Source organism: Thiocapsa sp., assembly GCF_018399035.1.
Classification (GTDB): Bacteria; Pseudomonadota; Gammaproteobacteria; order Chromatiales; family Chromatiaceae; genus Thiocapsa.
The window spans coordinates 1,055,614-1,080,173 of sequence record NZ_CP073760.1 but is presented as its reverse complement, the minus strand read 5'-3'; the positions used below and the strand labels follow the sequence as shown (position 1 = coordinate 1,080,173).

Annotated in this window: 22 protein-coding genes and 1 pseudogene; 16 read left to right on the top strand and 7 right to left on the bottom strand. The window is 58.6% G+C overall.

The window, feature by feature from the left end:
• Nucleotides 1–21 precede the first annotated feature (21 nt).
• Nucleotides 22–1,077, bottom strand: a complete 1,056-nt coding sequence (locus tag KFB96_RS04865; RefSeq protein WP_213501775.1) for a cytosolic protein — start codon at nucleotides 1,075–1,077, stop codon at nucleotides 22–24.
• A 347-nt stretch (nucleotides 1,078–1,424) separates the two neighbouring features.
• On the bottom strand, nucleotides 1,425–1,949 hold the full coding sequence (locus KFB96_RS04860; RefSeq protein WP_213459459.1) for a pilin: 525 nt from the start codon (nucleotides 1,947–1,949) through the stop codon (nucleotides 1,425–1,427).
• 59 nt (nucleotides 1,950–2,008) lie between these two features.
• Here KFB96_RS04860 and KFB96_RS04855 point away from each other — a divergent pair.
• Nucleotides 2,009–3,051 (top strand): annotated as a pseudogene (locus tag KFB96_RS04855) (IS630 family transposase).
• Between the two features lie 181 nt (nucleotides 3,052–3,232).
• Nucleotides 3,233–3,952, top strand: a complete 720-nt coding sequence (locus tag KFB96_RS04850; RefSeq protein WP_213459457.1) for a transposase — start codon at nucleotides 3,233–3,235, stop codon at nucleotides 3,950–3,952.
• Nucleotides 3,953–4,002: 50 nt separating this feature from the next.
• On the opposite strand, the gene KFB96_RS04845 is transcribed toward KFB96_RS04850, so the two are convergent.
• Complete coding sequence (locus tag KFB96_RS04845) at nucleotides 4,003–4,308, bottom strand: HigA family addiction module antitoxin (RefSeq protein ID WP_300971310.1); 306 nt, start codon at nucleotides 4,306–4,308, stop codon at nucleotides 4,003–4,005.
• Between the two features lie 12 nt (nucleotides 4,309–4,320).
• Nucleotides 4,321–4,599 carry a type II toxin-antitoxin system RelE/ParE family toxin gene (locus KFB96_RS04840; protein WP_120798096.1) on the bottom strand — a complete coding sequence of 93 codons (279 nt, stop codon included), beginning with the start codon at nucleotides 4,597–4,599 and terminating at the stop codon, nucleotides 4,321–4,323.
• A gap of 130 nt (nucleotides 4,600–4,729) precedes the next feature.
• Here KFB96_RS04840 and KFB96_RS04835 point away from each other — a divergent pair, with 130 nt between their 5' ends.
• Entirely contained in the window at nucleotides 4,730–4,939 is a 210-nt protein-coding gene (locus KFB96_RS04835) for a hypothetical protein (protein ID WP_213459455.1), read from the top strand.
• 1,185 nt (nucleotides 4,940–6,124) lie between these two features.
• On the opposite strand, the gene KFB96_RS04830 is transcribed toward KFB96_RS04835, so the two are convergent.
• Nucleotides 6,125–6,298: a hypothetical protein gene (locus tag KFB96_RS04830; RefSeq protein WP_213459453.1), complete on the bottom strand. Its 174-nt coding sequence runs from the start codon at nucleotides 6,296–6,298 to the stop codon at nucleotides 6,125–6,127.
• Between the two features lie 284 nt (nucleotides 6,299–6,582).
• On the opposite strand from KFB96_RS04830, the gene KFB96_RS04825 reads away from it, so the two are divergent.
• The 3 genes from KFB96_RS04825 (at nucleotide 6,583) to KFB96_RS04815 (ending at nucleotide 8,563) form a co-directional block, all read left to right on the top strand.
• Nucleotides 6,583–6,864 carry a type II toxin-antitoxin system RelE/ParE family toxin gene (locus KFB96_RS04825; RefSeq protein ID WP_213459451.1) on the top strand — a complete coding sequence of 94 codons (282 nt, stop codon included), beginning with the start codon at nucleotides 6,583–6,585 and terminating at the stop codon, nucleotides 6,862–6,864.
• A 14-nt stretch (nucleotides 6,865–6,878) separates the two neighbouring features.
• Nucleotides 6,879–7,175, top strand: coding sequence for a HigA family addiction module antitoxin (locus KFB96_RS04820; RefSeq protein ID WP_213459449.1), 297 nt, complete (start codon nucleotides 6,879–6,881; stop codon nucleotides 7,173–7,175).
• Nucleotides 7,176–7,546: 371 nt separating this feature from the next.
• Nucleotides 7,547–8,563 carry an IS110 family transposase gene (locus tag KFB96_RS04815; protein ID WP_213459447.1) on the top strand — a complete coding sequence of 339 codons (1,017 nt, stop codon included), beginning with the start codon at nucleotides 7,547–7,549 and terminating at the stop codon, nucleotides 8,561–8,563.
• Nucleotides 8,564–9,148: 585 nt separating this feature from the next.
• Here the strand turns inward: KFB96_RS04815 and KFB96_RS04810 are convergent.
• Entirely contained in the window at nucleotides 9,149–10,225 is a 1,077-nt protein-coding gene (locus KFB96_RS04810; RefSeq protein WP_213459445.1) for a cytosolic protein, read from the bottom strand.
• A gap of 328 nt (nucleotides 10,226–10,553) precedes the next feature.
• Here KFB96_RS04810 and KFB96_RS04805 point away from each other — a divergent pair, with 328 nt between their 5' ends.
• The 10 genes from KFB96_RS04805 (at nucleotide 10,554) to KFB96_RS04760 (ending at nucleotide 22,794) form a co-directional block, all read left to right on the top strand.
• Complete coding sequence (locus KFB96_RS04805) at nucleotides 10,554–12,593, top strand: acyltransferase family protein (RefSeq protein WP_213459443.1); 2,040 nt, start codon at nucleotides 10,554–10,556, stop codon at nucleotides 12,591–12,593.
• A 232-nt stretch (nucleotides 12,594–12,825) separates the two neighbouring features.
• Nucleotides 12,826–13,773, top strand: coding sequence for a Gfo/Idh/MocA family oxidoreductase (locus KFB96_RS04800; protein ID WP_213459441.1), 948 nt, complete (start codon nucleotides 12,826–12,828; stop codon nucleotides 13,771–13,773).
• Between the two features lie 11 nt (nucleotides 13,774–13,784).
• Nucleotides 13,785–14,360 carry an acyltransferase gene (locus KFB96_RS04795; RefSeq protein ID WP_213459439.1) on the top strand — a complete coding sequence of 192 codons (576 nt, stop codon included), beginning with the start codon at nucleotides 13,785–13,787 and terminating at the stop codon, nucleotides 14,358–14,360.
• A 104-nt stretch (nucleotides 14,361–14,464) separates the two neighbouring features.
• Complete coding sequence (locus KFB96_RS04790) at nucleotides 14,465–15,922, top strand: oligosaccharide flippase family protein (RefSeq protein ID WP_213459437.1); 1,458 nt, start codon at nucleotides 14,465–14,467, stop codon at nucleotides 15,920–15,922.
• A gap of 5 nt (nucleotides 15,923–15,927) precedes the next feature.
• Nucleotides 15,928–16,575 (top strand): methyltransferase domain-containing protein, encoded by a 648-nt coding sequence (locus tag KFB96_RS04785; protein ID WP_213459435.1) that lies wholly within the window; start codon nucleotides 15,928–15,930, stop codon nucleotides 16,573–16,575.
• A gap of 48 nt (nucleotides 16,576–16,623) precedes the next feature.
• Nucleotides 16,624–17,589, top strand: a complete 966-nt coding sequence (locus tag KFB96_RS04780; protein WP_213459433.1) for a sulfotransferase — start codon at nucleotides 16,624–16,626, stop codon at nucleotides 17,587–17,589.
• Nucleotides 17,590–17,901: 312 nt separating this feature from the next.
• Nucleotides 17,902–18,861: a GNAT family N-acetyltransferase gene (locus KFB96_RS04775; protein WP_300971309.1), complete on the top strand. Its 960-nt coding sequence runs from the start codon at nucleotides 17,902–17,904 to the stop codon at nucleotides 18,859–18,861.
• A 193-nt stretch (nucleotides 18,862–19,054) separates the two neighbouring features.
• Nucleotides 19,055–20,446, top strand: coding sequence for a polysaccharide deacetylase family protein (locus KFB96_RS04770; RefSeq protein WP_213459431.1), 1,392 nt, complete (start codon nucleotides 19,055–19,057; stop codon nucleotides 20,444–20,446).
• A gap of 6 nt (nucleotides 20,447–20,452) precedes the next feature.
• Nucleotides 20,453–21,574, top strand: a complete 1,122-nt coding sequence (gene wecB / locus KFB96_RS04765; protein WP_300971308.1) for a non-hydrolyzing UDP-N-acetylglucosamine 2-epimerase — start codon at nucleotides 20,453–20,455, stop codon at nucleotides 21,572–21,574.
• An 86-nt stretch (nucleotides 21,575–21,660) separates the two neighbouring features.
• Nucleotides 21,661–22,794, top strand: coding sequence for a glycosyltransferase (locus KFB96_RS04760; protein WP_213459429.1), 1,134 nt, complete (start codon nucleotides 21,661–21,663; stop codon nucleotides 22,792–22,794).
• 505 nt (nucleotides 22,795–23,299) lie between these two features.
• Here the strand turns inward: KFB96_RS04760 and KFB96_RS04755 are convergent.
• A complete protein-coding gene (locus KFB96_RS04755) occupies nucleotides 23,300–24,511 on the bottom strand; it encodes a glycosyltransferase family 4 protein (RefSeq protein WP_213459427.1) in 1,212 nt (403 codons plus the stop codon).
• Nucleotides 24,512–24,560 lie beyond the last annotated feature (49 nt).

Below are 24,560 nucleotides of genomic sequence, written 5' to 3'. Positions count from 1 at the left end.
ACTTTTTGAAGGCACGGAAGTTCACTGTGCTGCCGGCGACCTGTCTCTCGCCCCCTCGGTAAGGTCGTCCGCGCGCTCCGCCAACGCCTGCACCGCCGTCAACCAGACCTCGCCGTCGTCACCATCGAGCAGCGCTTCACCGAGCTGCTCGAGAGTCTCCGGCGCCCGAATCAGCGCCAACAGCACAGCTGCGCGCTCGGCGACCGCATCTCCGAAGCGGCGGCGAGCCAGGCGCTGGAGCAATGCACGTTCGGATTCCAGACCCCTCTCCAGACCCCGTTCCATCCCGCGCTCCATCCCGCGCTCCATCCCCTTCCGAATGCCGATTCGCTCGGCCGTGGTCACGTATCGCATTTGCTCCGCCTCTTCGATGGCTTGAATGGCCCGATGGTAGTCGTCCTCCAGCGGCGCGGGCAACGTCATCACCCAGTCGATGAAGGCATACAGACTCAGCACCTCGTCGCGGCTCAGGCCGAAACGGTACAGCCGCCGTGTCAGCCCGATCTTGCGATCCAGCCGCGCGGTCGGGTCGCGTTTGGTCGCGGTGGCGGCCAACTGCGCCAGGACGACCAGCGCGAACGGATTGGTACTGGCCTCCAGCTCGGCCGTGCGGGATTTAAAATCCAGCAACTTCACGACCGGAAACACCAGCACCGCCTCGCAGCCCCAGAGGGCATGACGATAGTGCTCCGGGCGCCAGTCGCGCCGCTCATCGGCCAGGATCACCAAGGTCGCGACCGGACGATCGTAACGGTCCATCAGGCGCGAGTGATAGGTGTAGAGCCGCCGCGCAAACCCCGGATCCGGCTCGCCCTGCACCTCGGTGTGGATCAGCACCCAGGTCTCCTCGCCGCCGAGGCGCCAGACCTTGACCAGCTTGTCGACATACCGCCGACCGACCACGGCGCGGCGCGTGACCTTCTGCAGCTCCTTGTCGAGAAACTCGAAGCCGCGCGACCAGTCGATGTCGGCCGCGATCGTCGGGAAGAAGAACTCCAGAAAAGGCCGCTGCCAACGGTCGAGCAGATCCTTCCAGGGGGAATCATAATCGTCGCGATCGGCGGTGGGCTTGCGCATGGGCCTCTCCGTAGCGTGTTCGTATCGTCGCGAATTTTACCCGATCGTACACGATAAAGTCTCCGCATCGTCAGCCCACCGCCAAGCGACATGATCGTCAAGCGCGATCGTCCCCGGAGCGCGGAGCGAGAAGACGTCGACGCCAGCTCTGAATCCCAACCGGCTCCCCAAAAATGATACCCCCATCGGTGTACCATGCCCCGACTCGCACGGAGCGTACGCCCATGTCCACAACCTCGGATCGACCGGATTTCCGCCGGACGATCTGGAATGTCAAAAGGAAAGACCTGACCCCGATGCCGCGCGAAACTACTGTCCGATTTTCGGGGTCTACTTTATTGTTTTTCTTAGTCGCGACAGGTTGACGGAAGCCAAGCTCGTTTAACCGCTGACCTATCGCCTGGTCCGCAGGACCAGGCGATCCCGCCATTAAGTCCGCGTGTATCGGCGGTGAACATCATCTGGTTGGACTGGTAATTCATCCCGGCGAACTGCTTTGGATCCATTTTCACGAAGATGCGGATCGCAGGGTTGTTCCTTTCGTTGTAGTCCGTGCCTGGTACATTGTTGATCTCGATGGCGACGACATAGGGCGATTGGCGTCCGAGTGTTGCGAAACCGCTCAGCTCGCTGTTTAGCGGGAGGCGCCTATGTCGGGTATGGAACTCTGTGACATCGTTCTTCAGGCGGGCGAAGACCATGAATGCTTCGGTCATCTTGGCTCGGTTCACATAAGCCTGGTATTGGGGTACAGCAATCGCGGCGAGGATCCCGATGATCGCCACGACGATCATGAGCTCGATCAGGTTATACCTTTTATAGGCATAAACGCAACTTTCCTTATGTCGACTCTCAGCAATGCTCGATAACATTTTAACTTCGAGTTAGACTTATCGCTACCGACGGGCCGCCTTGTAGTGTTTTTTAGACGATGATCAGAATCGAGTTCTCCGAGCAGGATTTGAAGACAATACAGAAGTTGCGTTACGAGCATCCACACCCAAGGGTGCGCAGGCGAATGGAGGTGCTGTGGCTGAAGAGCCAAGGCCTTGCGCACCGGGAGATTTGTCGGCTCGCGGGAATTTCCAGCAACACCTTACGGCAGTACCTAGGGATGTTTCAGTCCGGTGGTATCAAAAAGCTGACGGAGCTCAACTTCTACGCCCCGATAAGCGAGTTGGAGCAGCATCGCTATCGACTCGAAGCCCATTTCCGCGCGCATCCGCCTGCGACCATCAACGAGGCGGCGGCCATGATCGAGGAGCTGACGGGAATCAAGCGCAGTCCGAGCGCCGTGGGGCGGTTTCTCAATTCGCTCGGCATGGCTCCGAGACGAGTCGGAATCATCCCCTCGAAAGCCGATCCGGAGGAGCAAGAACAGTTTATTATCAATAAGTTAGAGCCGCGCATCGAAGAAGCCAGACAGGGTAAACGCGCTATTTTTTTGTCGATGCTGCTCACTTTGTAATGGGTGCCTTTCTCGGCATTCTGTGGTCATTCTCCCGCCTTTTTTTAAAGACTTCCGCCGGGAGAAAACGTTTCAACGTGCTCGGTGCGCTGAACGCGATCACGCATGAACTGGTGATGGTGACGAACGATACCTATATCACTGCGGTAAGCGTCTGCGACCTGTTGCGACGCATTGCCATGCTGAATCTCGACGTGCCAATCACGCTGGTGATGGACAATGCGCGCTACCAGAAGTGCAATATCGTCACAGCGCTGGCTTTGCAGCTGAATATCGAACTGCTTTATCTTCCCACCTATTCACCGAATTTGAACCTGATCGAAAGGTTGTGGAAGTTCGTCAAGAAAGAAGTGCTCTACTCGAAATACTATCCTAATTTCGCCGAGTTCCGAACTGCAATCACCGACTGCCTAAAACAAACGCACACCACGCACAAGAAGGAGCTGGACTCTTTACTCACGCTGAAATTCCAGGCATTCAAAAAATGTGAGCTTGTGCCTATATGAGGTATAAATCCCTGCTGACGTGGTTGCACGCGGTCGATCTCCTTGTCTGGTATGGGCGCTGTCGATGAACCAGCAAATTTCGGGCCGATCCGGAATAATTGCGCCATGACCGAGGACAGATCGTGTCTGCTGCGACTCCTGCTACACTGGCGCCTGAACCCATCCGAAGCAGGACCGGAGCATGCCGAGAATCGGTCGCGTGGTGCTTCCAAACTATCCGCATCACGTGGTGCAGCGCGGCCACAACAAGCAGGTGGTGTTTGTCGAAGAAGCGGATTATCAGTACTACCTCAACACCCTGGAGGCGTTCAAAGTCCTCTACGACGTTCAGGTTTACGCATTCTGTTTGATGACGAACCACGTTCACTTGATCCTACAGCCCGGCGAGGCGATCGCCGGTCTCGGGCAACTCATGAAACGCCTGGCGGGGCGGCAGACGCGCTTCGTCAACCGCCAGGACGCACGTTCGGGAACCCTCTGGGAAGGACGCTACAAATCCAGCCCGATCGAAACCGACGCCTATTTGCTGGCCTGTTGCCGATACGTCGAGCTCAACCCGGTGCGCGCCCGCATGACCGATGCGCCGGCGTCTTATCCCTGGTCGAGTTATCGCCGACACGTCGGCGCAGACGACACCCTCGACTGGCTCGATCTCGATCCGTGTTACGAAGCGCTGGGTTCTACGGCCTCTGAGCGAGCCGCGCGATATCGGGAGTTCGTGCGCGGCGCGATTCCGCAAGGGGAGTGGACGCTGATCCGCGAGGCTGTGCAACGTGGACAACTCACCGGAGGACAACGGTTCGCGGATCAAGTGGAGGCCATCCTCAGCCGGCGAATCGAGAATCGGAGACGCGGACGGCCTTGCAAGTCGGTTGGTCCTGGCGAGGTGGGCGGAAAATAAATCTGTCCTTTTTTGGCGTGGTGCGTGGTGCGTGGTGCGTGGTGCGCGGCTCAAGCTGCCTCGCGCGGCTCGACCTCGCGTTCGATCACGTCGCGTAACCTCAGTTCCGCGGTCTTCAGATCGAAACAGGCCTGAAGATTCAGCCACGATTGCGCATCACCGCCGAAGTAGCGCGCGAGCCGCAAAGCAGTATCGGGGCTGATCGCGCGCCGTTCCTTGACGATCTCATGCAGGCGGGTAGCCGGTACGCGCAAAGCGTGCGCCAAGGCGTTAACGCTCATCCCCAGTGGTGTCAGAAAATCCTCGCGCAGAATCTCACCCGGATGCACTGGCCTGAGGCCATTGATTGGAATCATTCGATCACCTCCTCAGTGGTAGTCCACGATCTCGACTTCGTAGGCATCGCCATCGCGCCAAATGAAGCACAGGCGCCATTGGCCATTGATACGTATGCTGTGCTGTCCCGTGCGATCTCCGCTCAAGGCTTCCAAACGGTTGCCTGGTGGGCTGCGCAGAAACTCGAGGGTTATGGCGGCGTGAAGTTGCGTCAGTTTGCGCTCCGCAACACGTTGGAAAGCGCGAAAGTGTTGCGGGCTTTGGCCGGCGAACAGCTTGGCGGTGTCCTTGCAGCGAAACGATTTGATCATGCGAGCAGGATATTACGTTAAGCGTAATACGTCAATCATAAGGAAGGCAGTGTCTGTCCCGGGCTTATCCCGGTTCCTCAAGGGTGCACTGCTCCGGCTTGCTTGAGGTGAGCCGCGGATCGCGGCCGCGATGGGCATCGTGCGCGCCCTGATCGTCTGGCTCCAGGCACCCGCGCAGCTCGGATCGCAGACGCGCTTCGTCAACCGTCAGGACTCACGTTCGGGAACACTCTGGGAAGGGCGCTACGAATCCAGTCCAATCGATCCCTTTTTTCCCTCTTTTTCAACGCAAAAGAAAAGACCGCCGAAGCGGTCTTTTCTCATCAGGGGTTCAGACTGAGGCTTGATCCTTTGCCATTAACTTACGACCTCCTGGAAAATAAATCTGTCCGTTCGCAGTAACAACAGTAAGTCTAGCGGGTTGAAGTCCCGTCCGAGGAGTTGTCCGTACGACTCGGTAGCATGAGGAAGCGGCGTCTTGGTAACAAGGGGTCGTAAGTTTCCCCCCAGCAAAAGAGCAGGCCGTAACGCAAGTGAACCTAGAGGTAGCCTCGTAATATTAGGTTGGAGACGCCGACCCTGTGGACAGAAGGGGAAGGCCGTTGGGTGGCCATTGGAAGAACGGAAGTGATGGTCATCGTCTCTCGGGGTAGCAGGGGCGGCATGTTCTTGAAGACTGATCTGTCCAGTGCTGGAGATCCATGACGGGAAGTGGGCCAGACCACCAACGCCAGCGTATAAGGTCACGAAATCGCTGTCGCCCGTGATGGAAGGAGGATCGGGAGATTGCGTTCATCGCTAGTCACTCCGAATACGATCAGGACGCTACAGAGGTCGCTCTACGGCAAGGCCAAGCAACTGAAGTTGTGCATGCCTTGTTGTGAAGCACATCGGAAAGCCGTGTGCGGGAAAACCGCATGCACGGTTTGATGAGGGAGGGCTGGTTGTCAGCACCACGCCCGGGCTACTTAGGCACCGCCAAACGAAAGGGGCGGAAACGGATAAGCCGGGACTACAGCGCTGGCAACCTGCTCTCTACTCTATCCTTTTACTCGACTCTACCCGCACCCTGGAGAACTGGGAGCAGGGCCGCGCTAGGCCGAATGCTCAGGCGGCCGCGCTGATCCTGATGGTGCGAAAGTTCCCGGATACCTTGGACAAACTTCGCTAGCTGGGACAGATCGCGGCGTGATGGTTGGTGTCCCCGTTGTGGGTCTACAGGCGGACGACGACCTTGAGGAGGCTTGCAAGCGCCTGGGCGAGCGTCTGGATCGGGACGTCAGGCCGCGGGCGGCTTGCACGGCCCTTTGAGGGTCGCCCGCCTGGCGGGTGATGGCGCTCGTGACGCTCTGGACTGTCACGAGGACAGAATTGACCCCGGGATCGGGGTCTGGGCATGGCTTTAAAGGTAGCTCTGAAAAGGCAGGCTCTTTATGTGTTTCGGACAGTTAGCCCAGGAGCGCCGCCAGTGAGTTCAACAGGCCTTTGCCTCGGACACGAGCATTGTGGACGAACTGAAAGAAGCTCAGGTACACCGGCAAGCTCTCCTGCGAAATGCCGCGGTGGGGCCGCAGCAACGACGCTTGGTGACGGCTGCCGCGTGGCAATGCACGCAGCGCACCCCCTCCGGCCAGCGCAGCTCGCGGATGGTGTCGTAGCACTTCGCATCGTCGATCAGGTTCTGAATGTTCAGCATCATGCACGCATCCGCTCGGTCGGGGCCTCGAAACGCCGCGGATCCTACACCAACAAGCCCCGTGGCGGCCAACCCCGCGTGCGCTGCCTGTCTTCTTCACGACTCTTTGCGGGCGCGTTGGCGTTACCAATGTCGCACTTCCCGACCGACACGAGCGTGCATGGGTGCGAGATAAGAGGTCGCGCCATTGATCGGGGTCAGCTAAATGGTGACCCCGTGGCCGACCCCGTGGCCCACGTGCTTTTTTCCCGTTGTGACCCATAACGCCTGGCGCTATAGTTAAGTTCATGATAAGCGCATTTCGCGACAAGACGACCGAGCGGATCTGGGGCGGCGAGGGCGATCGCCGACTCCCTTCGGAGGTCCAGAAGATCGCCCGGCGCAAGCTCCGTATGCTGAACAATGCCCGCTCCCTGGAAGATTTGCGCATACCCCCGGCCAATCGCCTGGAGTCCCTGCGTGGGGATCGCGCGGGGCAGTACAGCATCCGCATCAATCGGCAGTGGCGCATCTGCTTCGTCTGGAGCGACGGGAATGCGGATGCCGTCGAGATCGTCGATTACCATTGACATTGAGGAGCGACATGACCCCTGTCATCGACAACATACACCCCGGCGAGGTGCTGCTCGAAGAGTTTCTGATACCCATGGGCGTCAGCCAGAACGGGCTGGCGCGTGACATCGGGGTTCCACCGCGGCGCATCAACGAGATTGTCCACGCTCAGCGCGCCGTCACCGCCGATACGGCCTTGCGCCTGGCGCGGTACTTCGGGACATCGGAGGAGTTCTGGATGGGTCTCCAGGCGGACTACGACCTTGAGGAGGCTCGCAAGCGCCTGGGCGAGCGTCTGGAGCAGGACGTCAGGCCGCGGGCGGCTTGAACTGCCCTGTGAGTGTCGTCCGCGTGGCGGGTGGTGGCGCTCGTGACACCGCTTCGGCTGTGTTCAGCAAGGAAAGACCCGATGGGTTGGGCTAGTAAGGGCGGGATGGCTGGAAAATAAATCCGTCCCCTTTCTTCGCGTGTCCCCTTTTACTCCGTCCCCTTTTACTCCGGACGACTTTGCAGTCGTCCTCTTCCACCGTCCCGACGGCCAACGGCAGAATGCGGCACTGACTTTCCCGATCCGCCCGCCCCCTGATGAGAAAAGGCACGAGTCAAGACCTGATAAACATCTAGCCGACCCCGCCCGCGGGCCTACAGTTAAGGTAGAAGAAAACACCAGAGCTGGAGACCCGGCAGGAGGAGTCGACGATGAAACTCTACGGCGGAATCGATCTGCATTCCAACAATAGCGTCGTGGCCCTTTTGGACGAAGAAGACCGCGTGGTCTATCGCAAGCGGTTGGCGAACGACGCGGCGCTGGTGCTGGAATCCTTGGCACCGTATCGCGAAGCGATCACGGGACTGGTGGTGGAATCGACGTACAACTGGTACTGGCTGGTCGATGCCTTGATGGATGCGGGCTATCGGGTGCACTTGGCCAACACCGCGGCGATCGTGCAGTACAGCGGGCTGAAGTACAGCGACGACGATTCCGACGCCGCCTGGTTGGCCAAGCTGCTGCGTCTTGGGCTGTTGCCGGAGGGTTATATCTACCCCAAGGAACAGCGTGCCGTGCGCGATCTGCTGCGACGGCGCAGTCGCCTGGTCCAGCAACATACGGCCAACGTCCTGGCGGTGCAGAACCTGTTCTCGCGCAACCGCGGGCGCTCGCTGAGCGCCAATGCGATCCGACGCCTGACGACCGAGACCGTGGGCGAGTTGCTGCCGGATGTGCACTTGGCCCTGGCGGTGCAGAGCACCCTGCTGGCCATGCGCGGCCAAGAGGCGGCGATCGATCTGTTGGAGCGCGAGGCCTGCGCGCAAGTCAGAGGCCGGCCCGAGTACCGGCATCTGCTCGGCACCAGCGGCATTGGTCAGGTGCTGGGGTTGACGATCCTGTTGGAGACCGGACCCATCGAGCGCTTTGCCCGGGTCGGCAACTACGCTTCCTACTGTCGCCTCGTCGGCAGCGAGCGGCTCTCCAACGGCAAACGCAAGGGCCGGGGCAACACCAAGAGCGGCAACAAATATCTCGCCTGGGCCTATCTGGAGGCGGCCAACTTCGCGGTACGCTACAACCCCGCGATCAAGCGTTACTACCAGCGCAAGCGCGCGCGGACCAATGGCGTAGTCGCCATCAAGACGGTGGCGCACAAGCTGGCACGGGCCTGTTACTACATGCTGCGCGAGGGGACCGACTTCGATGTCAATCGGGCCTTCGCCTGAAGGGCTATGGGCGATGCGCCGGTGAGCCAGGACAAGGGGTTGGCGGACAGCCTCCAGACCTGATTGGCCGCCGGCACATCTCCCGCCGACATTCGTCAGGGAGCAACGGTTGTGACCGAGACGCCTCCGCCATCGAGCCAGCACGGGGTTGGACGGTGCCGACATGGCACCGAGCCAGCGATCTGTGAATCCGCGGCCCGGTGGGTGCGGGGCGGGGACGCCTGGATTTTAGGGATCCGCGCCCCCGCCCCGCACCCACCTCCGTGGTCCACTTGGACCTTGGTGGGGCACCGACGATTTTCCGGGGCTCGCAAGAGCCAGGGGCCGGGTGTCTACTCCCAACGGAGCAGCCCCACCGCCTTGATCCAGAAGGGTGACTGGCGCGGATCGGAGTGAATCCGCGACCTTTCAACGAGAACCGCGGGCGCGTTGACGGTACCAAAGTGGCACTTCCCGACCGACACGAGCGTGCATGGGTGCGAGAAAAGAGGTCGCGCCATTGATCGGGGTCAGCTAAATGGTGACCCCGAGGTTTCCCCGGGGGATTGAACATCCTACCCTGACCCCGCTCGGGCGACCGCGCCTTCATCCTGCCGGCGAGGGGTCTCCCGCGGCATCGATGCGATCGTCCGCGCGTTCAGCCTGCGCCTGCACCGCCGTCAACCAGACCTCGCCGTTGTCATCGTCGAGCAGGGCTTCGCCGAGCTGCTCGAGAGTCTCCGGCGCCCGAATCAGCGCCAACAGCACAGCGGCGCGCTCGGCGACCGCATCCCCGAAGCGCCGCCGAGCTTGGCGCTGCAGCAATGCACGTTCGGATTCCAGACCCCGCTCCAGACCCCGTTCCAGACCCCTCTCCAGACCCCGTTCCATCCCGCGCTCCATCCCGCGTTCCATCCCCTTCCGAATGCCGATTCGCTCGGCCGTGGTCACGTATCGCATTTGCTCCGCCTCTTCGATGGCTTGAATGGCCCGATGGTAGTCGTCCTCCAGCGGCGCGGGCAACGTCATCACCCAATCGATGAAGGCATACAGACTCAGCACCTCGTCGCGGCTCAGGCCGAAACGGTACAGCCGCCGGGTCAGCCCGATCTTGCGATCCAGCCGCGCGGTCGGGTCGCGTTTGGTCGCGGTGGCGGCCAACTGCGCCAGGACGACCAGCGCGAACGGATTGGTACTGGCCTCCAGCTCGGCCGTGCGGGACTTGAAATCCAGCAACTTCACGACCGGAAACACCAGCACCGCCTCGCAGCCCCAGAGGGCATGACGATAGTGCTCCGGGCGCCAGTCGCGCCGCTCATCGGCCAGGATCACCAAGGTCGCGACCGGACGATCGTAACGGTCCATCAGCCGCGAATGGTAGGTATAGAGCCGCCGCGCAAACCCCGGATCCGGCTCGCCCTGCACCTCGGTGTGGATCAGCACCCAGGTCTCCTCGCCGCCCGTGCGCCAGACCTTGACCAGCTTATCGACATACCGTCGCCCGACTACGGCGCGGCGCGTGACCTTCTGCAGCTCCTTGTCGAGAAACTCGAAGCCGCGCGACCAGTCGATGTCGGCCGCGATCCTCGGGAAGAAGAATTCCAGAAACGGACGCTGCCAGCGATCGAGCAGATCCTTCCAGGGGGAATCATAATCGTCGCGATCGGCGGTGGGCTTGCGCATGGGCCTCTCCGTAGCGTGTTCGTATCGTCGCGAATTTTACCCGATCGCACACGAGAAGGCGATTTCCGGGACTGCATCGACCAACAAGGGGCGACTTTAGTCGCCCGGTAACCATTGGAGGCATGCACGGCCGGGATGCTCATTCCCGGAAATCGCCTAAAGTCTCCGCGTCGTCAGCCCACCGCCAAGCGGCATGATCGTGCAGCGCGATCGTCCCCGGAGCGCGGAGCGCGAAGACGTCGACGCCAGCTCTGAATCCCAACCGGCTCCTCAAAAACGATTCCCCATCGGTGTACCATGCCCCCCGACTCGCACGGAGCGTACGCCCATGTTCACGTCCTCGGATCGACCGGATTTCCGCCCTGACCTGCAAGGATTGCCCGCCATCGCCATCCTCCTCGTTGTCCTCGCGCATGCGAACGTGCCGTTCGCACAAGGCGGCTTTATCGGTGTCGATGTCTTCTTTGTCCTCTCCGGCTACTTGATCAGCGGACTCCTGATCCGCGAGCTTCGCCAAACCGGCTGCATCCGCTTTCTGCGCTTTTACGCCAGGCGGCTGAAACGCCTTCTGCCCGCCCTCGCGGCGATGCTCGTCGTCGGCACGGCCGCTGCGCTCTGGCTCCTGTCGGATCTTGAAGCGCGTGCGCAACTGGCTTCCGCACCCTTCGCCGCTGCATGGTCCAGCAACCTCTACTTCGCCTTCCTCGGCGTGGACTACTTCAACGAGCTGGCCGCTCGAGATCTCTTCCTGCACACCTGGTCTCTCGGTGTCGAGGAGCAGTTCTACATCATCTGGCCGCCGATCCTGTTCGGGCTCTTCCTGATCGCCCGCGGCGACACGCGTTTCGCGCATCGACACGGCGTCTGGTGGTGGGGCCTGGGATTGCTCCTCGTCGCCAGCCTCGCCCTCGCACTGATCTGGACATCCACGACACCCGGCTTCGCCTTCTACCTGATGCCCTCGCGCATCTGGCAGTTTGCACTCGGTGCTGTCGTCTTCCTGGCCCTGTCCGAGACATCACCACTCAACGCGCCACGCGTCGCGGACCATCCACGCATCCGGTCACTTCTACCCTCCGGGATCATCGCCCGGGCGGCGCTCGGCTGCGGACTGGCCATGATTGCGGGGAGCGCCCTGTTTCTGCATCCGCAGCTCGGCTATCCGGGGTTCTGGGCGCTCATCCCCTCATTGGGAACCGCCCTCGTCATCGCCGCCGGACACGCTCTGGCCGGAGGGCAGGTCGGGCCGCTCGCCCATCCCGTGCTCGTCTGGTTGGGCGATCGCTCCTACTCCTGGTATCTGTGGCATTGGCCGGTGCTGATGCTCGGCTTCTCCCTCGGCTTCGAAGGTCAACCCATCCCGACTCTGGGTCTGGTGCTGCTGTCCCTCCTGGCCGCGATCCTCAGCTACCGCTTGGTCGAGTACCCCATCTGGAAAGGCCGTTTCAGTCACGCGGAACCGCGAAGGGTTCTTCTTATCAGCCTCTTGATCATGGCCGCCCTGATCGCCGTGCTCTTCCATCTCTGGCGCGGACTTGCACCGAAGGCCGACGATATGCCGGGTGCGAACATGACCGAATGGCAGACGGATCTTCCGGTGATCTACCGGATGCCCTGCGATGCCTGGTACCACCACGCCGATGTGGAGCCCTGCATCTTCGGACCGGACGACGCGCCCCGCACCGTTGTTCTGGTGGGGGACAGCATCCTGGCACAATGGTTTTCGATGGTGCCGGCCCTGTTTCCGGCACCCGCTTGGCGCATCGTCGTCTTGACGAAATCCGCCTGCGCGATGGTCGATGAAGACTATTTCTACCCGAGGATCGGACAGGTCTACACTGTCTGCAACGAATGGCGCGACGCGGTCCTGGCAGAGATCGAGCGTATCCGACCGGAGGTGGTGATCACGGGCAGCGCAGCCACCTACGATTTCACCGAAACCCAGTGGATTGAAGGGAGTGCCCGCGTGTTTTCGCGGCTCAGCAACGCGGCAGAGAACGTCGTCGTTGTTCCCGGAACACCGAGCCTGCCCTTCGATGGCCCCGGTTGTGTGGCGCGAAACCTGTCGTCGGACGGAAAGATCGGCCGCACTGCCTGTCAGGCGACGGATCGCCGACGGCTCGTCGAGCGGTCCACGCGCGACCTCAGCCAGGCTGTCGAGCGCTTCGGCAATGTCCACCTTCTCGACTTGAGCGAGATTGTCTGTCCCGCCGGGATCTGCAACGCCGTCACCGAGGATGGTTTGCTGGTTTTTCGTGACAGTCAACACCTAACGGATCGCTTCGTGCGTGCGATGATTCCGATAGTTCGAGACAAGCTGGATGCTGCCGTTCGGACCGGAGGGTCGCTAGACGAGGTGTCAGAATGAGACCGCCGAGAGGTTGTTTAGCCCGCTTCTCTACGATCTTTCCGCGCTCGCCACCCTTCTGTGGGTGTTAAAGTGGGCGGGGTTATAAAAATCCAATCCGAACTTGCCACCCAGTTCGCGCGACGCGCATCAGGGCTTTCACACGGCTGGCAAAAAGGGGCATGAGCAGGCAACCGGGTTTCAGACTCCCAAGACGTCACCTAACACCTCACCGACCGCAACGGCACGACAGATGGACTCCAAAACCTTCGCCCTCATCGGCGCCGCCGGCTTTGTTGCACCGCGCCACATGCGCGCTATCAAAGACACCGGCAACCACCTGATCGCAGCGCTCGACCCCAACGACAGCGTCGGCGTCATCGACAGCTATTTCCCGACCGCGGATTTCTTTACCGAGTCCGAGCGCTTCGACCGCCACATCGACAAACTCCGCCGCAAAGGCACGCCTGTCGACTACGTCAGCATCTGCTCGCCCAACTACCTGCACGACGCCCACATCAGGCTCGCCTTGCGCAACCGCGCCAACGCCATCTGCGAAAAGCCCCTTGTACTCAACCCCTGGAACATCGACGGTCTGCAAGAGATCGAGGCAGAGACGGGAGCACGCATCTACAACATCCTGCAACTGCGCCTGCACCCCAGCATCATCGCGCTGAGAGAGTCCGTCCAAGCCGCCGGCGACCGTATGCACCAGGTCGAGGTCACCTACATCACCTCGCGCGGCAAGTGGTACCAGCGCAGTTGGAAGGGCGACATCGAAAAATCCGGCGGCATCGCCACCAACATCGGTGTTCACTTCTTCGACATGCTCGCCTGGGTCTTCGGCAACGTCCGCTACAGTACCGTCCACCTAAATCGCGAAGACTGTGCGGCCGGGCACCTTGAGCTCGCGCATGCGCACGTACGCTGGTTCCTGTCGGTCAACGCCGAGCACCTGCCAGAGGCCCAGCGCGCCCAGGGCCAGCGTACCTATCGCTCGATCACACTTGACGGCGAGGAAATCGAGTTCTCCGAAGGCTTTACCGACCTGCATACCGACAGCTATCGCCACATCCTAGCCGGGGAGGGCTTCGGCGTGGATGCTGCGCGGGCAGCCGTCGAGACCGTCTATCAGATCCGAAACGCCGCCCCCCAAGGTCTGCAAAGCGACTATCATCCGTTCTGTAAGCAAGCACGCTGAGACCCGTGAGCATGGACTTCACCGCCCACCCCACCGCCATCATCGACGCAGGCGCCCAAATCGGGGTGGGTAGCCGCATCTGGCACTGGGTCCATGTGTGTGCCGGCGCACGCATCGGCCGAGGCTGCTCGCTGGGGCAGAACGTTTTCATCGGCAACCGCGTTGTCATCGGCGACAACGTCAAGATCCAAAACAACGTCTCCGTCTACGACGGCGTCACCCTGGAAGACGACGTCTTCTGCGGCCCCAGCATGGTCTTCACCAATGTCTACAACCCGCGCTCGGCCGTTTCCCGCAAACACGAATACCGTCCCACGCTGGTTCGGCGGGGCGCTACGCTCGGCGCCAACTGCACCATTATCTGCGGCGTGACCATTGGCGAACATGCCTTCATCGGCGCGGGCGCCGTCATCACCAAAGACATCAAGCCCTATGCTCTGATGACCGGCTTACCGGCGCGTCAGACCGGATGGATGAGCGCCCATGGTGAACGCCTGCACCTCCCGCTCGCGGGAAGCGGGCACGCCGTTTGCCGCGCCAGCGGGCAAGCGTATCGGCTGGACCACGGCCAGTTGGAGCCACAATGACCGAGTCCCTGGGGGATGCGCGGAGACGATGCCGGCTGCTGATCCGCCAAGTGATGCTTGGCCAAACGCCCCTGCGAGCGCAACAGGGAATACATAACTCCTGAATGACTTTTCATCCACCAGAAGCATGGAATACGACCTTCAAAAGCGACGTCCTCCGACTCGTTTCCGGGACTGGCCTGGCCCAGATCATTGCCCTACTTGCCGCGCCGATCCTAACGCGCCTCTATGCCCCTGAAGCCTTCGGCGTCGGCGCGCTATTCGCTTCCCTCACCGGCATCCTCGGCGTGGTCGCTTGCATGCGCTATGAGCTGTCGATCGTGCTGCCGGACAACGATAGGGAGGCCGCCAACCTGCTAGCAGTCAGTCTCGTCTTCACAGTCCTGATGACTCTCCTAACGCTACTGCTCGTCTGGTCTAGCGGTTCCGACATCATCCGCTGGATCCGGATGCCCGAGTTGGCCCCCTACCTCTGGCTGGTGCCGGTCACGGTATTGGTTAGCGGCCTCTTCACGGCGCTGAATTACTGGAATACCCGGACCAAACACTTTACGCGTTTGTCCATCGCGCGGGTGACCAGCGCCCTGGCGAATACTTCTGGCAGCCTGGGTGCGGGCCTCGCTGGCCATGCGACGGGAGGTGCTTTGATTGCTGCAAATCTCGGCGGTCAAGCAGTGGCAACGAGCGTCCTGGGCGGGCAGATCTGGCGCGACAACGGTCGGTCCATACTCGCTTGCATCACCTGGCAAGAGATGTGGGCTGGCCTAAAACGGCACCGCAAGTTTCCGCTCTATGGCAGTTGGGCCGGTTTGTTGAATACAATCTCCTGGCAACTCCCAGTGTTGATGCTGGGCGGGTTCTTTTCCCCCGCCGTGGCAGGTTTCTACGCTTTGGGGTTCCGTATCCTTCAGATGCCGATGAGCCTGATCGGCGGCGCAATCTCACAGGTCTTTCACCAGCGGGCGGCAGAGGCGCATAACGCCGGACAGTTAGGACCTTTGGTAGAAGCTTTGTTCAAGCGGCTCTTCTTGGTTGCACTTCTTCCGACGCTGATGCTTACGATCATTGGGCGCGATCTATACGTCGTGGTTTTTGGTGAACGATGGGCGGAAGCCGGCGTCTACACTCAGATTCTTAGCATCTGGTCTCTCGTCTGGTTCGTGTCGAGTCCGATGAGCAATCTATTTGGTGTACTGGGACGGCAAGAGCAGGGGCTAAAGATCCAGATTCTTATCTTCTCGTCGCGTTTTGTTGCTCTAGCGGTAGGCGCTCTGCTTGATAGCGTCATTATTGCACTCGTTCTGTTTTCATTGTCGGGCGTGGCTGTCTATGGTTATCTCATGGCTCTCGTTCTTCACCACGCCGACGTACGCGTTAAGTCTCTCGTCCCATTTATCAAGGATACTTTGCTGCAAACCGCTCCGCACTTTGCTATCGCATTGGCTTTTGCGTTGATTCTGAAAGATTCTATACTTGTACTCTGGGCGGCGGCTATGTTAACCGCGCTTTTCTTTTGGTCATATCGATTCCAGTTTATCGATAAAAATACATCGAGCCGATAACTTGTATGACAAAAAGATATCTAAATTCTCAGTGCCGCAACGGCGTGGTATATAAATATAGTGCGGAGTGGACAAGGCGACTTGAGAGTTTGCAGCATTGGGAGTTCTACTGGTTCCAACAGAAGCTGATGGAGGGGCTTTCTCGGAATGAAAAAGACGAGTCCATTTTAGAGATTGGAGTAGGTAGTGGATTCGCAGCAAACTATTGTCGTAGTAAGGGTTTTCATGTATCCACGCTCGACATCGATCCAGAGAAGAAACCAGATATCGTTGCAAACGCTGTTGACTTTGATTTCCAAGAAAAATACGACCACCTAATGGCGTTTGAGATTATGGAGCACATGCCATATCAAGAGTTTGAGAAGATTGTCCGCAAGATCCCGCTGTTTATTAAGCGCTATGCTTTCATTTCTTTACCGAGAAACGAAATTTCGCTATTCAACTTTAATCTTAAAATACCGCGCCTTCCGGTTCTCAACTGGGATTGGCGAATACTATCAGGCAAGATCCGCACTGAAGCACATCACTGGGAGCTGGATCACGGAAATACGACAACCGAGCGCGTTGAGAGTCTTTTTGACGACGTTGGTTTGAAGATAGAGAAGCAATTGGCGCATAGGTATATTAGATTTTACGCGCTGCAAGTCGATTGATTACGCTCTAAATATGACTCCAGCTTGCAGAAGTGACGGATAACAAAAATGGTTGGTTTTAAGTACTCCCGGCTCTTTAACCCTCGCGCGTACGCCCGATTCGGGGTTTCTTTGGCCAATCGATATGTCCTGGATAAGTTGGAACGTTTACTTATACCGATTCCGGATGAACCGCTGCGTCACCCACCGATCTTCTTCCTCGGTGCCCCGCGCTCGGGTAGCACGCTGATGACTCAGGTCATTACTGATGCACTGGATCTGGGATATATCAGTAATCGCCATTGTCAGTGGTTTGGCGCGCCGGCCTTGGCTGAGCGGTTGCTCCACCCAACTGCCGGAAGACCAATCTCCGACTATCGGTCCGTACAGGGCGTTACCAAAGGCTCTTATGCCCCTGCGGAGTGTGGCGAGTGGTGGTACCGCTTTTTTCGCCGCCGTCCACCCTATGTCACATTGAACGAGGTCGATCCACGCAAGATGCGGCGCTTTCGCCAGTCCGTCGCGGCCCTGACAAACGCCTTCGATCGTCCAATTCTGTTCAAAAACCTTTATGCATCGCTACGCATTCAGGCTATCGCGCACTATCTACCGGAGAGCCTTTTCATCGTGACTCATCGCGATGAGGTCGATAATGGTCATTCGTTGCTTGACGCCCGTTATCAGAGATTTAGTAACTACGAGGCCTGGCTGTCAGTGGAACCACCCCAGACTGAGGTGTTGAAAACCCTGCCGGTCCATCAGCAGGTGATTGAACAGATCCGTCATATACATGAGGCCATAGAACGCGACCTAGAGATTGGCCGGGTGCCTGCGTCACGTCGGCTTGACCTGAGTTACGAGGAGTTTTGCGCGAACCCGTCTAGGAGCGTCGGCGCATTGCTGGCATTTCTCGCGTCAAATGGCTACAAGGCCGAGCTGCGAGGCGATGTCCCCCTTAGGTTCAAACGCGGGACGGAGATACGGATCGACAGCACCGTCTACGTTGCAATGGCAGACTATGCACAGCGGTCTTAACTCCGTCGATGCGTTATGGATAACGACACGACGTGGTTATAGCAGAAGCCGCGCATCGAAGACGTCGCGAAGTTGCGGGGGTCTGCAACGTGGCTTCAGGAGCGAGGCTTGGGGGTCTGAAAATTTCTATTGCCGGCGCTGATCGGAGACGGTGGTCAGGACTATTGTCGGAATGCACAGAAAGCGACGACTCTGTTAATCGATGTACCGATATATCTGAACTTCGGCGATTGAAGGCTGCCGAGATTCTGCGAATATTGAAACAAACGGTCGCTGATTCCGTACATTACATTGTGTCTTAACGAGATTATCTTGAAGGACAAATATAGGCAACTGTGTCTTACTGAACCATCCATCCCGATTTTCTCTCGGGACTGGTGGTTGGATGCTGTAGCGGGTGCCGACCATTGGAACGTAGCGCTCGTAGAGCAAGGCGATAGGATTGACGCGGCCTTGCCTTACGTTATTATTAAGTATCAAGGATTTATCTTGCTGGCCCATCCACCGCTGACGCAGACTCTCGGGCCATGGTTGCGGGAGAGCGACGCGAAATATACGAAACGCCTCAGCCAAGAAAAGGATCTGCTCGAGGCATTGATCGCCGGCCTTCCGAACTTCCATTATTTTTCCCAGAACTGGCATCACGCGCGGACGAATTGGCTCCCATTTTATTGGCAAGGTTTCAGTCAGACTACCAGGTATACCTACCGCCTTCTCGATATCTCAGATGAGCACCTCCTTTGGAACGGACTTCAGGCAAATATCCGAACAGATATTAGAAAAGCGCGTGATCGATTTCGACTGACTATCAGGACCGGGGTTGATATCGACGATTTTCTAAGTCTGAATCTCCAAGTCTTCCAGCGACAGAGAAAATCGTTGCCTTATTCGAAGGATCTTGTGCGGCGACTTGATCGGGCGTGCCATGAGAGGAACGCGCGTCGCATATTTATCGCCGAAGATGAGGCAGGGCGTTATCATGCGGGCGTTTACCTTATCTGGGACCAGAACAGCGCCTACTACCTCATGGGTGGTGGTGATCCTGCCCTACGGAACAGTGGTGCCACTAGCCTTTGCATGTGGGAGGCTATCCGTTTCGCGGCGACGGTCACGAAGAGCTTCGATTTCGAAGGCTCTATGATCGAGCCAGTGGAACGATTCTTCCGGGCGTTTGGTGCGGTTCAGACCCCTTATTTTTCTGTATCAAAAACACCGTCGCGGCTGTTGAGGGTACATCGATGCATTCGTAGTTTTTTGCAGAAAGTGCGGTGAAAATCTACGATCAAGACCTCGGACGGACTAGATTTCCTCACAGTCTCTTTTGCCGTGGACCTGTCAATAGGGGTCCCACACCCAATAACATCGACGTTATTGTGACCTGTGCCGACTGGACCCAAGACGATATCCAACCGCGCGCGCAGGCGCAGCTTGATCGTACAACCGATTTTCGGATTGGTGCCGACACATGACGCTTATCGTCGAGACTCCAGGCACCCACCCCGCAGAGCGGGACTATATCCTTGGCGTCATCCTTGGGGACTTCCTCGGCATATCGTGGCAGCGGGCCGCTTCTACCGATGGCGATGCGCATCTCCGATTGCGGGGCGATGACAGCGAGATTGTCCTGCCCGATATATTTTTCTCCCAGTCCGACCCTGCCTGGCTCACGGCGGCAACACTGCCGCGATTGCCCCTGGCGACCTGGGGTACTCGCGAGTTGGCAGTGAATATTAGTCTTACCGAGCCGGTCGTCCCGGTGATCTGCGGCGCGGCACACCCGATCCTTCGCCGGTCCGGTCAGACGATCGAACTCCCCATCGACATTTTTGGCTCAGCGTTCTTCATGCTTTCCCGCTACGAAGAGGCTATCCTCCCCGACCGCGACAACCATAATCGCTTTCCGGCGATGGCCTCACTCGCAAACCGTGCGGGGTTTCTCGGTCGGCCGATCGTCGATGAATACGTCGAAGTCCTGTGGGCGGCGATGCAACAGCTCTGGCCGAGCCTGAAGCGTAAACCTCGTGCTCCGCGTACCCTGGTGAGTCATGACGTGGACTGTCCCAGCCGCGATGTATTTGCGTCCCCGTTTCAGGTGCTGCTTCGGAGTGGCGCGGATCTTCTCAAACGGCGCGATCTTGCTAATGCCGTTCGTCGACCTTGGCGCTGGATCGCCAGTGGGCAGCGCATTCGCGGGAGCGATCCCGACAACACTTTCGACTGGCTCATGGATCAGTCCGAACACCATGGACTGACTAGTGCGTTTTATTTTATGTCCAGACGCACTCACGCTAGATTCGATGTGGGCTATAGGTTGGAGCATCCGGCCATCCGTCAACTGTTGCGCCACATCCATGTGCGTGGTCACGAGATCGGTTTGCATCCCAGTTACAATAGTTACCATAATCCGCTAACCATCGAGGCCGAAGCCACCCGGCTTAAGGGCGTCTGCGCGGAGGAAGGGATCGAGCAAGCCGAATGGGGTGGGCGCATGCACTATTTGCGCTGGGAAATGCCGACGACCTTGCTCGGTTTGGAACAAGCGGGCATGACCTACGATAGCACCCTGAGCTACGCCGACCGCCCCGGCTTTCGGTGCGGGACGTGCCACGAATATCCCGCCTTCGACCCTGTGCGAAGCCAAGCCCTCAAACTGCGCATCCGCCCACTGATCGCGATGGAATGTACTGTGATGGCCGAGCGCTACATGGGCCTTGGCACGACGGCAGCGGCTTACGAGGCATTCATGAAACTCAAGCGTGCCTGCGAGACTGTTGATGGTGACTTCACGCTGCTCTGGCACAATACTCAGCTTGCTAGTCCGCAGGAACGCGAGTTGTACCAGGCCATTATCGTTTAGGCTTCAATGGCCACAATCAAATACTCGATGAAGACCTTACCTATGAAAATCGTCGTTGTCATCGGCGCCCGTCCACAGTTCATCAAAGCCGCCGTAGTCTCGCGTGCTCTGCGTGAGCATTGCGCGGATGCGTGCGAGGTTCTCATCCATACCGGACAGCATTTCGATGCCAACATGAGCGAGGTCTTTTTTGATGAACTGGAGATCCCGCGTCCGGACTACCATCTTGGTATCGGCGGGGGCACCCATGGTCAGAATACGGGCCGGATGATCGAGGCCATCGAAACGGTCTTGCTCGCTGAGCGGCCGGACTGGGTATTGGTTTACGGCGACACCGACTCCACGCTCGCGGGCGCCCTGGCGGCGGTCAAGCTCAATGTCCCGATCGCGCACGTCGAGGCAGGTTTGCGATCATTCAATCGGCATATGCCGGAGGAAATTAACCGGATCCTTACCGATCATGCTGCTAATTTGCTATTCACACCGACCGCGACTGCCGTGCTGAATCTGCGGGCCGAAGGCATCGCGGACGAAAGGATACGTCCGGTCGGCGATGTGATGTACGATGCTTCGCGGTACTATGCCATGAAGGCGGAGCAGGGTAGTGTGATCCTGGACCGGTTGCATCTCACTCACGGCGGCTATGTGCTGGCGACCGTCCACCGCGCGGGTAACACCGACGATCCGGAACGGTTGGATGCAATCATGCGCGGGCTCATGCTGGCGGCCCGAGAGCGCCCGGTAGTCTTGCCGCTGCATCCGCGTACCCGAGCTGCATTGCTTCGCGCGGATCTTTTCCAGCAGGTGGCCCACACTCTGTTGCTTTGCGATCCGCTTGGATACCTGGATATGGTGATGTTGGAGAAGCACGCTGCGGTCATTGCGAGCGATTCCGGTGGGGTGCAAAAAGAGGCGTTCTTCCATCGGGTTCCCTGCGCGGTCTTGCGGGAGGAGACCGAGTGGGTGGAACTGGTTGAGTCTCATGCGGCGGTGCTGGCCGGCACGACACCACAGGCGATCTATGAGGCAATCGTGTGGGGTCTGGATGCATCAGATCTCGGAATGGCTTTGTTCTTTGGTAGCGGGGACGCTGGTCCTAAGATTGCTGAGATACTGTGCGGAGTCTAACGGTGTCTCTCCACGAGGTCAGTGTTCGTACGACTATTTGAGGGCCGCTCGTAATCATTTATGTGACATTGGATCATCTTGATTAGATGCCTGATACAACTCAGAGCGCTTCGGTTATTTTTCATCATCCAGGGCCTGTTATGGCTGATGGACGTTCCGGTAGCCAGGTCCGTCCGTACCGTCTATTGGAGGCTTTTTATGAAACAGGCTTTGAAGTAGAGGCTGTCGTCGGTTATGGCGCGGAGCGTCGACGCGCAATTAACCGCATCATCACTGATTTGGAAAACGGCCGACGTTTTGATTTTTTGTATTCAGAGTCGCGCTCTATTCCAACGCTACTTACTGAGCGGAACCGCTTTCCTGCTTATCCGATCACGGATTTTTGGTTTCTTAGGAAGGTTCGCGCAGCCAAGATTCCCGTAGGCCTATTTTATCGTGATGTCTTCTGGCGGTTCAAAGCCTACCGAACCATGCTACCATTGGTGGGAAGAATGTTGACGGTTCCGCTCTATTGGTATGATTGGTGGTGGTATCGCCAAGTCGTTACTCATCTATTTCTACCCTCAAGAGGCATGGCGGAACACTTGCCAACAGCTTGGCCAGCCTCGCGACTCAGCGCCTTGCCGCCAGGGTGTATTCCACCTGCCCGAGAACATACGCAGGTATCCCAGCGTAAACAATCCGAAAATTTAAAGTTGCTTTATGTTGGTGGCGTTCAACCTCCGACTTACGATCTAACCCCGTTATTTGAGTGCGTTGCACAAGTCACCAATGTGAGTCTTATCGTTTGTTGTCGACTGGGTGAGTGGGTTAAATGGAAAGATCATTATGCGCATCTGGTTGACGGCCGCGTTGAGGTAGTGCATGTCTTCGGGGGCGCATTAGCTGATCTATACTCAAGCGCTGATGTCTTTGCCTTGCTGCGCAACCCAGATGCATACTTGGACTTCGCGGTCCCCGTTAAGCTCTTTGAGGCAATAGGCTACGCTTTGCCAATTGTGACGACAGCTGGTACAGAAGCGGCACGGCTAGTCGCTAAACAGGATCTTGGTTGGGTGGTCGAAAATGCTTCGGCGCTGGTGGCGTTGCTGAAAACACTTGCTGAAGACCGAGAGTTGGTGCGGGAGAAGCAGGCATCGGTCGTGTTGGCCGCTCAGCAGCAGAGTTGGCGGTCGAGAGTTGAGGAGATTGCATGTCAACTCAAGGGTTATCGAATCTAGGGGCCCGAGGGTTTGCGCGAATCGATAATCTATGGATGCTGCTCCATTTAGTGACGACTCACGAGCCGGTAGCGCCCTTTTATCTATGATGTTTTTGGGGGCACCTTTAATAAAAGCGTATTCTTATTTAGCTGATTAATATGATATCCTGGTCCCGAACTCTTGAAAAACACGAAGAAGCGAAACTCCGTCCTAAGCTTTATGCCTGGGCTTCACATTGAAGTGCTACGGTCCGTAGTACTACCGGTTTCCGGAAGTTAGGAGCTTGGCGACCATGGACAATGGTCAAAGTCCAGTCTTCAAGGGAAAGTCGAATTGAACCTCATAGTAGTCTGTAGTCTGCAGATGCGTCCAGCGCCAGATACGCGGGGGCGGTACTCCAAACCGCAGTCTTGATGTCGTGAAGCTCAGCTGCCGCTTGGGGAGTCGTCGGAGTTCGTGGTCGGTCGCATCTTATCCGACTCGGTCGATGTGGCATCGATCTCGCGACGCGAGCGCAGGATCTTCATGTTGCGGCCAAGGACAGTAACTCGCCATACCGTGCAGCGATGGTTCCCCAGTCGAACACCTCGGCGCAGTTTCTGCGAGCGTTTGCCGCGTAGCGATCGCGTCGGATCGGATCAGCGAGCAGGTCGGCGATGGCGTCGGCAAGCTCCACGGGATTTCGCGGGTTGATTAAAACTCCGTTGTTTTCATCGAGAACGATATCCCGAACCGCGGGCACGTCGCCGCAGATCACCGGGCAACCGCAACCCATCGCTTCGACGAGAACCAGCCCGAATCCCTCTTGATCGCCGCTGTCTGCAACCATGAATGGGGCGACGAAGAGGGTCGCGCTGCGCAAGAAGGCGGGCAAATCGGATTGCGGCACCATTCCTTCAAAGTCGACGTGGTCGCTGATTCGCAGAGACGCGGCAAGCTCTCGCAGCTCGGTCTCCAGCGGGCCGCTCCCGACAATGGTGAGTCGGGTGTCTGGAAATGCCAGCAAGATCCGTGGGAGCGCCTTCAGCAGCAAACCCACACCCTTTTTTTCGACCAGGCGTCCGACGAACAGCAACTGGTTCTGTTCGCGGGGGGTGCGAGGGTCGGGCGTGAAGCGTTCGCGCAGGTCGACGCCCATAGGGATGACCGCGACCTTCTCCGGAGCGATGCCGAGCGCGAGCACCTCATCGCGCATCGCTTGGCTGACCACGCTGATCCGATGACTCGCCCGCAGTACGGCACGCTTCAGTGCGCGAAACGCTATGCCGCGCAGGGCGAACAAATCGCCGCCGTGCGAGGTACAGACCAGCGGCACCGGACGCCTGGCCAACCTGCGCGCCAGCAACGCCACAAGACCCTGCGGAATCAGCCAGTGGGCGTGAATCAGATCCCAGTCGTCATGGCGCAGAACGCGGATCAGCGCCCATAACTGGCCGATCAGGAAGGGTGGTACCAGCAGATAGTTCAGCGGGTTGGCTCGTAGTCGGTTGAGGATGCCGCCCCCATGGCTGGCGAGGTTCTCTCGGCTCCGGATGAAGTAAGGAAAGCGGATGACGCGCAGCCCGTCCAAGGTCTCGTGCTCCAGGCTGCCCGGAGCACGCGGCGTCAGCACGGTGATGTCAAAGGTGTCGGTGAGGCGTCGACTCAACTCGAAGACGAACGGCGGCTCCACATCATCCCGCCAGCGCGGGAAGGTCGAGGTCAGGACCAGCAGACGCGGTTTAGGACTTGGCATCGCAGACAGTCATTCATCTCGTTGGACGGCCTTCGCGTCGTCGGCACAT

Coding starts and splice junctions, on each gene's coding strand:
- KFB96_RS04865 (WP_213501775.1), bottom strand. CDS start 1,077: ATGCGCAAGCCCACCGCCGATCGCGACGATTATGATTCCCCCTGGAAG.
- KFB96_RS04860 (WP_213459459.1), bottom strand. CDS start 1,949: ATGTTATCGAGCATTGCTGAGAGTCGACATAAGGAAAGTTGCGTTTAT.
- KFB96_RS04850 (WP_213459457.1), top strand. CDS start 3,233: ATGCCGAGAATCGGTCGCGTGGTGCTTCCAAACTATCCGCATCACGTG.
- KFB96_RS04845 (WP_300971310.1), bottom strand. CDS start 4,308: ATGATTCCAATCAATGGCCTCAGGCCAGTGCATCCGGGTGAGATTCTG.
- KFB96_RS04840 (WP_120798096.1), bottom strand. CDS start 4,599: ATGATCAAATCGTTTCGCTGCAAGGACACCGCCAAGCTGTTCGCCGGC.
- KFB96_RS04835 (WP_213459455.1), top strand. CDS start 4,730: ATGGGCATCGTGCGCGCCCTGATCGTCTGGCTCCAGGCACCCGCGCAG.
- KFB96_RS04830 (WP_213459453.1), bottom strand. CDS start 6,298: ATGATGCTGAACATTCAGAACCTGATCGACGATGCGAAGTGCTACGAC.
- KFB96_RS04825 (WP_213459451.1), top strand. CDS start 6,583: ATGATAAGCGCATTTCGCGACAAGACGACCGAGCGGATCTGGGGCGGC.
- KFB96_RS04820 (WP_213459449.1), top strand. CDS start 6,879: ATGACCCCTGTCATCGACAACATACACCCCGGCGAGGTGCTGCTCGAA.
- KFB96_RS04815 (WP_213459447.1), top strand. CDS start 7,547: ATGAAACTCTACGGCGGAATCGATCTGCATTCCAACAATAGCGTCGTG.
- KFB96_RS04810 (WP_213459445.1), bottom strand. CDS start 10,225: ATGCGCAAGCCCACCGCCGATCGCGACGATTATGATTCCCCCTGGAAG.
- KFB96_RS04805 (WP_213459443.1), top strand. CDS start 10,554: ATGTTCACGTCCTCGGATCGACCGGATTTCCGCCCTGACCTGCAAGGA.
- KFB96_RS04800 (WP_213459441.1), top strand. CDS start 12,826: ATGGACTCCAAAACCTTCGCCCTCATCGGCGCCGCCGGCTTTGTTGCA.
- KFB96_RS04795 (WP_213459439.1), top strand. CDS start 13,785: ATGGACTTCACCGCCCACCCCACCGCCATCATCGACGCAGGCGCCCAA.
- KFB96_RS04790 (WP_213459437.1), top strand. CDS start 14,465: ATGACTTTTCATCCACCAGAAGCATGGAATACGACCTTCAAAAGCGAC.
- KFB96_RS04785 (WP_213459435.1), top strand. CDS start 15,928: ATGACAAAAAGATATCTAAATTCTCAGTGCCGCAACGGCGTGGTATAT.
- KFB96_RS04780 (WP_213459433.1), top strand. CDS start 16,624: ATGGTTGGTTTTAAGTACTCCCGGCTCTTTAACCCTCGCGCGTACGCC.
- KFB96_RS04770 (WP_213459431.1), top strand. CDS start 19,055: ATGACGCTTATCGTCGAGACTCCAGGCACCCACCCCGCAGAGCGGGAC.
- wecB (WP_300971308.1), top strand. CDS start 20,453: ATGGCCACAATCAAATACTCGATGAAGACCTTACCTATGAAAATCGTC.
- KFB96_RS04760 (WP_213459429.1), top strand. CDS start 21,661: ATGCCTGATACAACTCAGAGCGCTTCGGTTATTTTTCATCATCCAGGG.
- KFB96_RS04755 (WP_213459427.1), bottom strand. CDS start 24,511: ATGCCAAGTCCTAAACCGCGTCTGCTGGTCCTGACCTCGACCTTCCCG.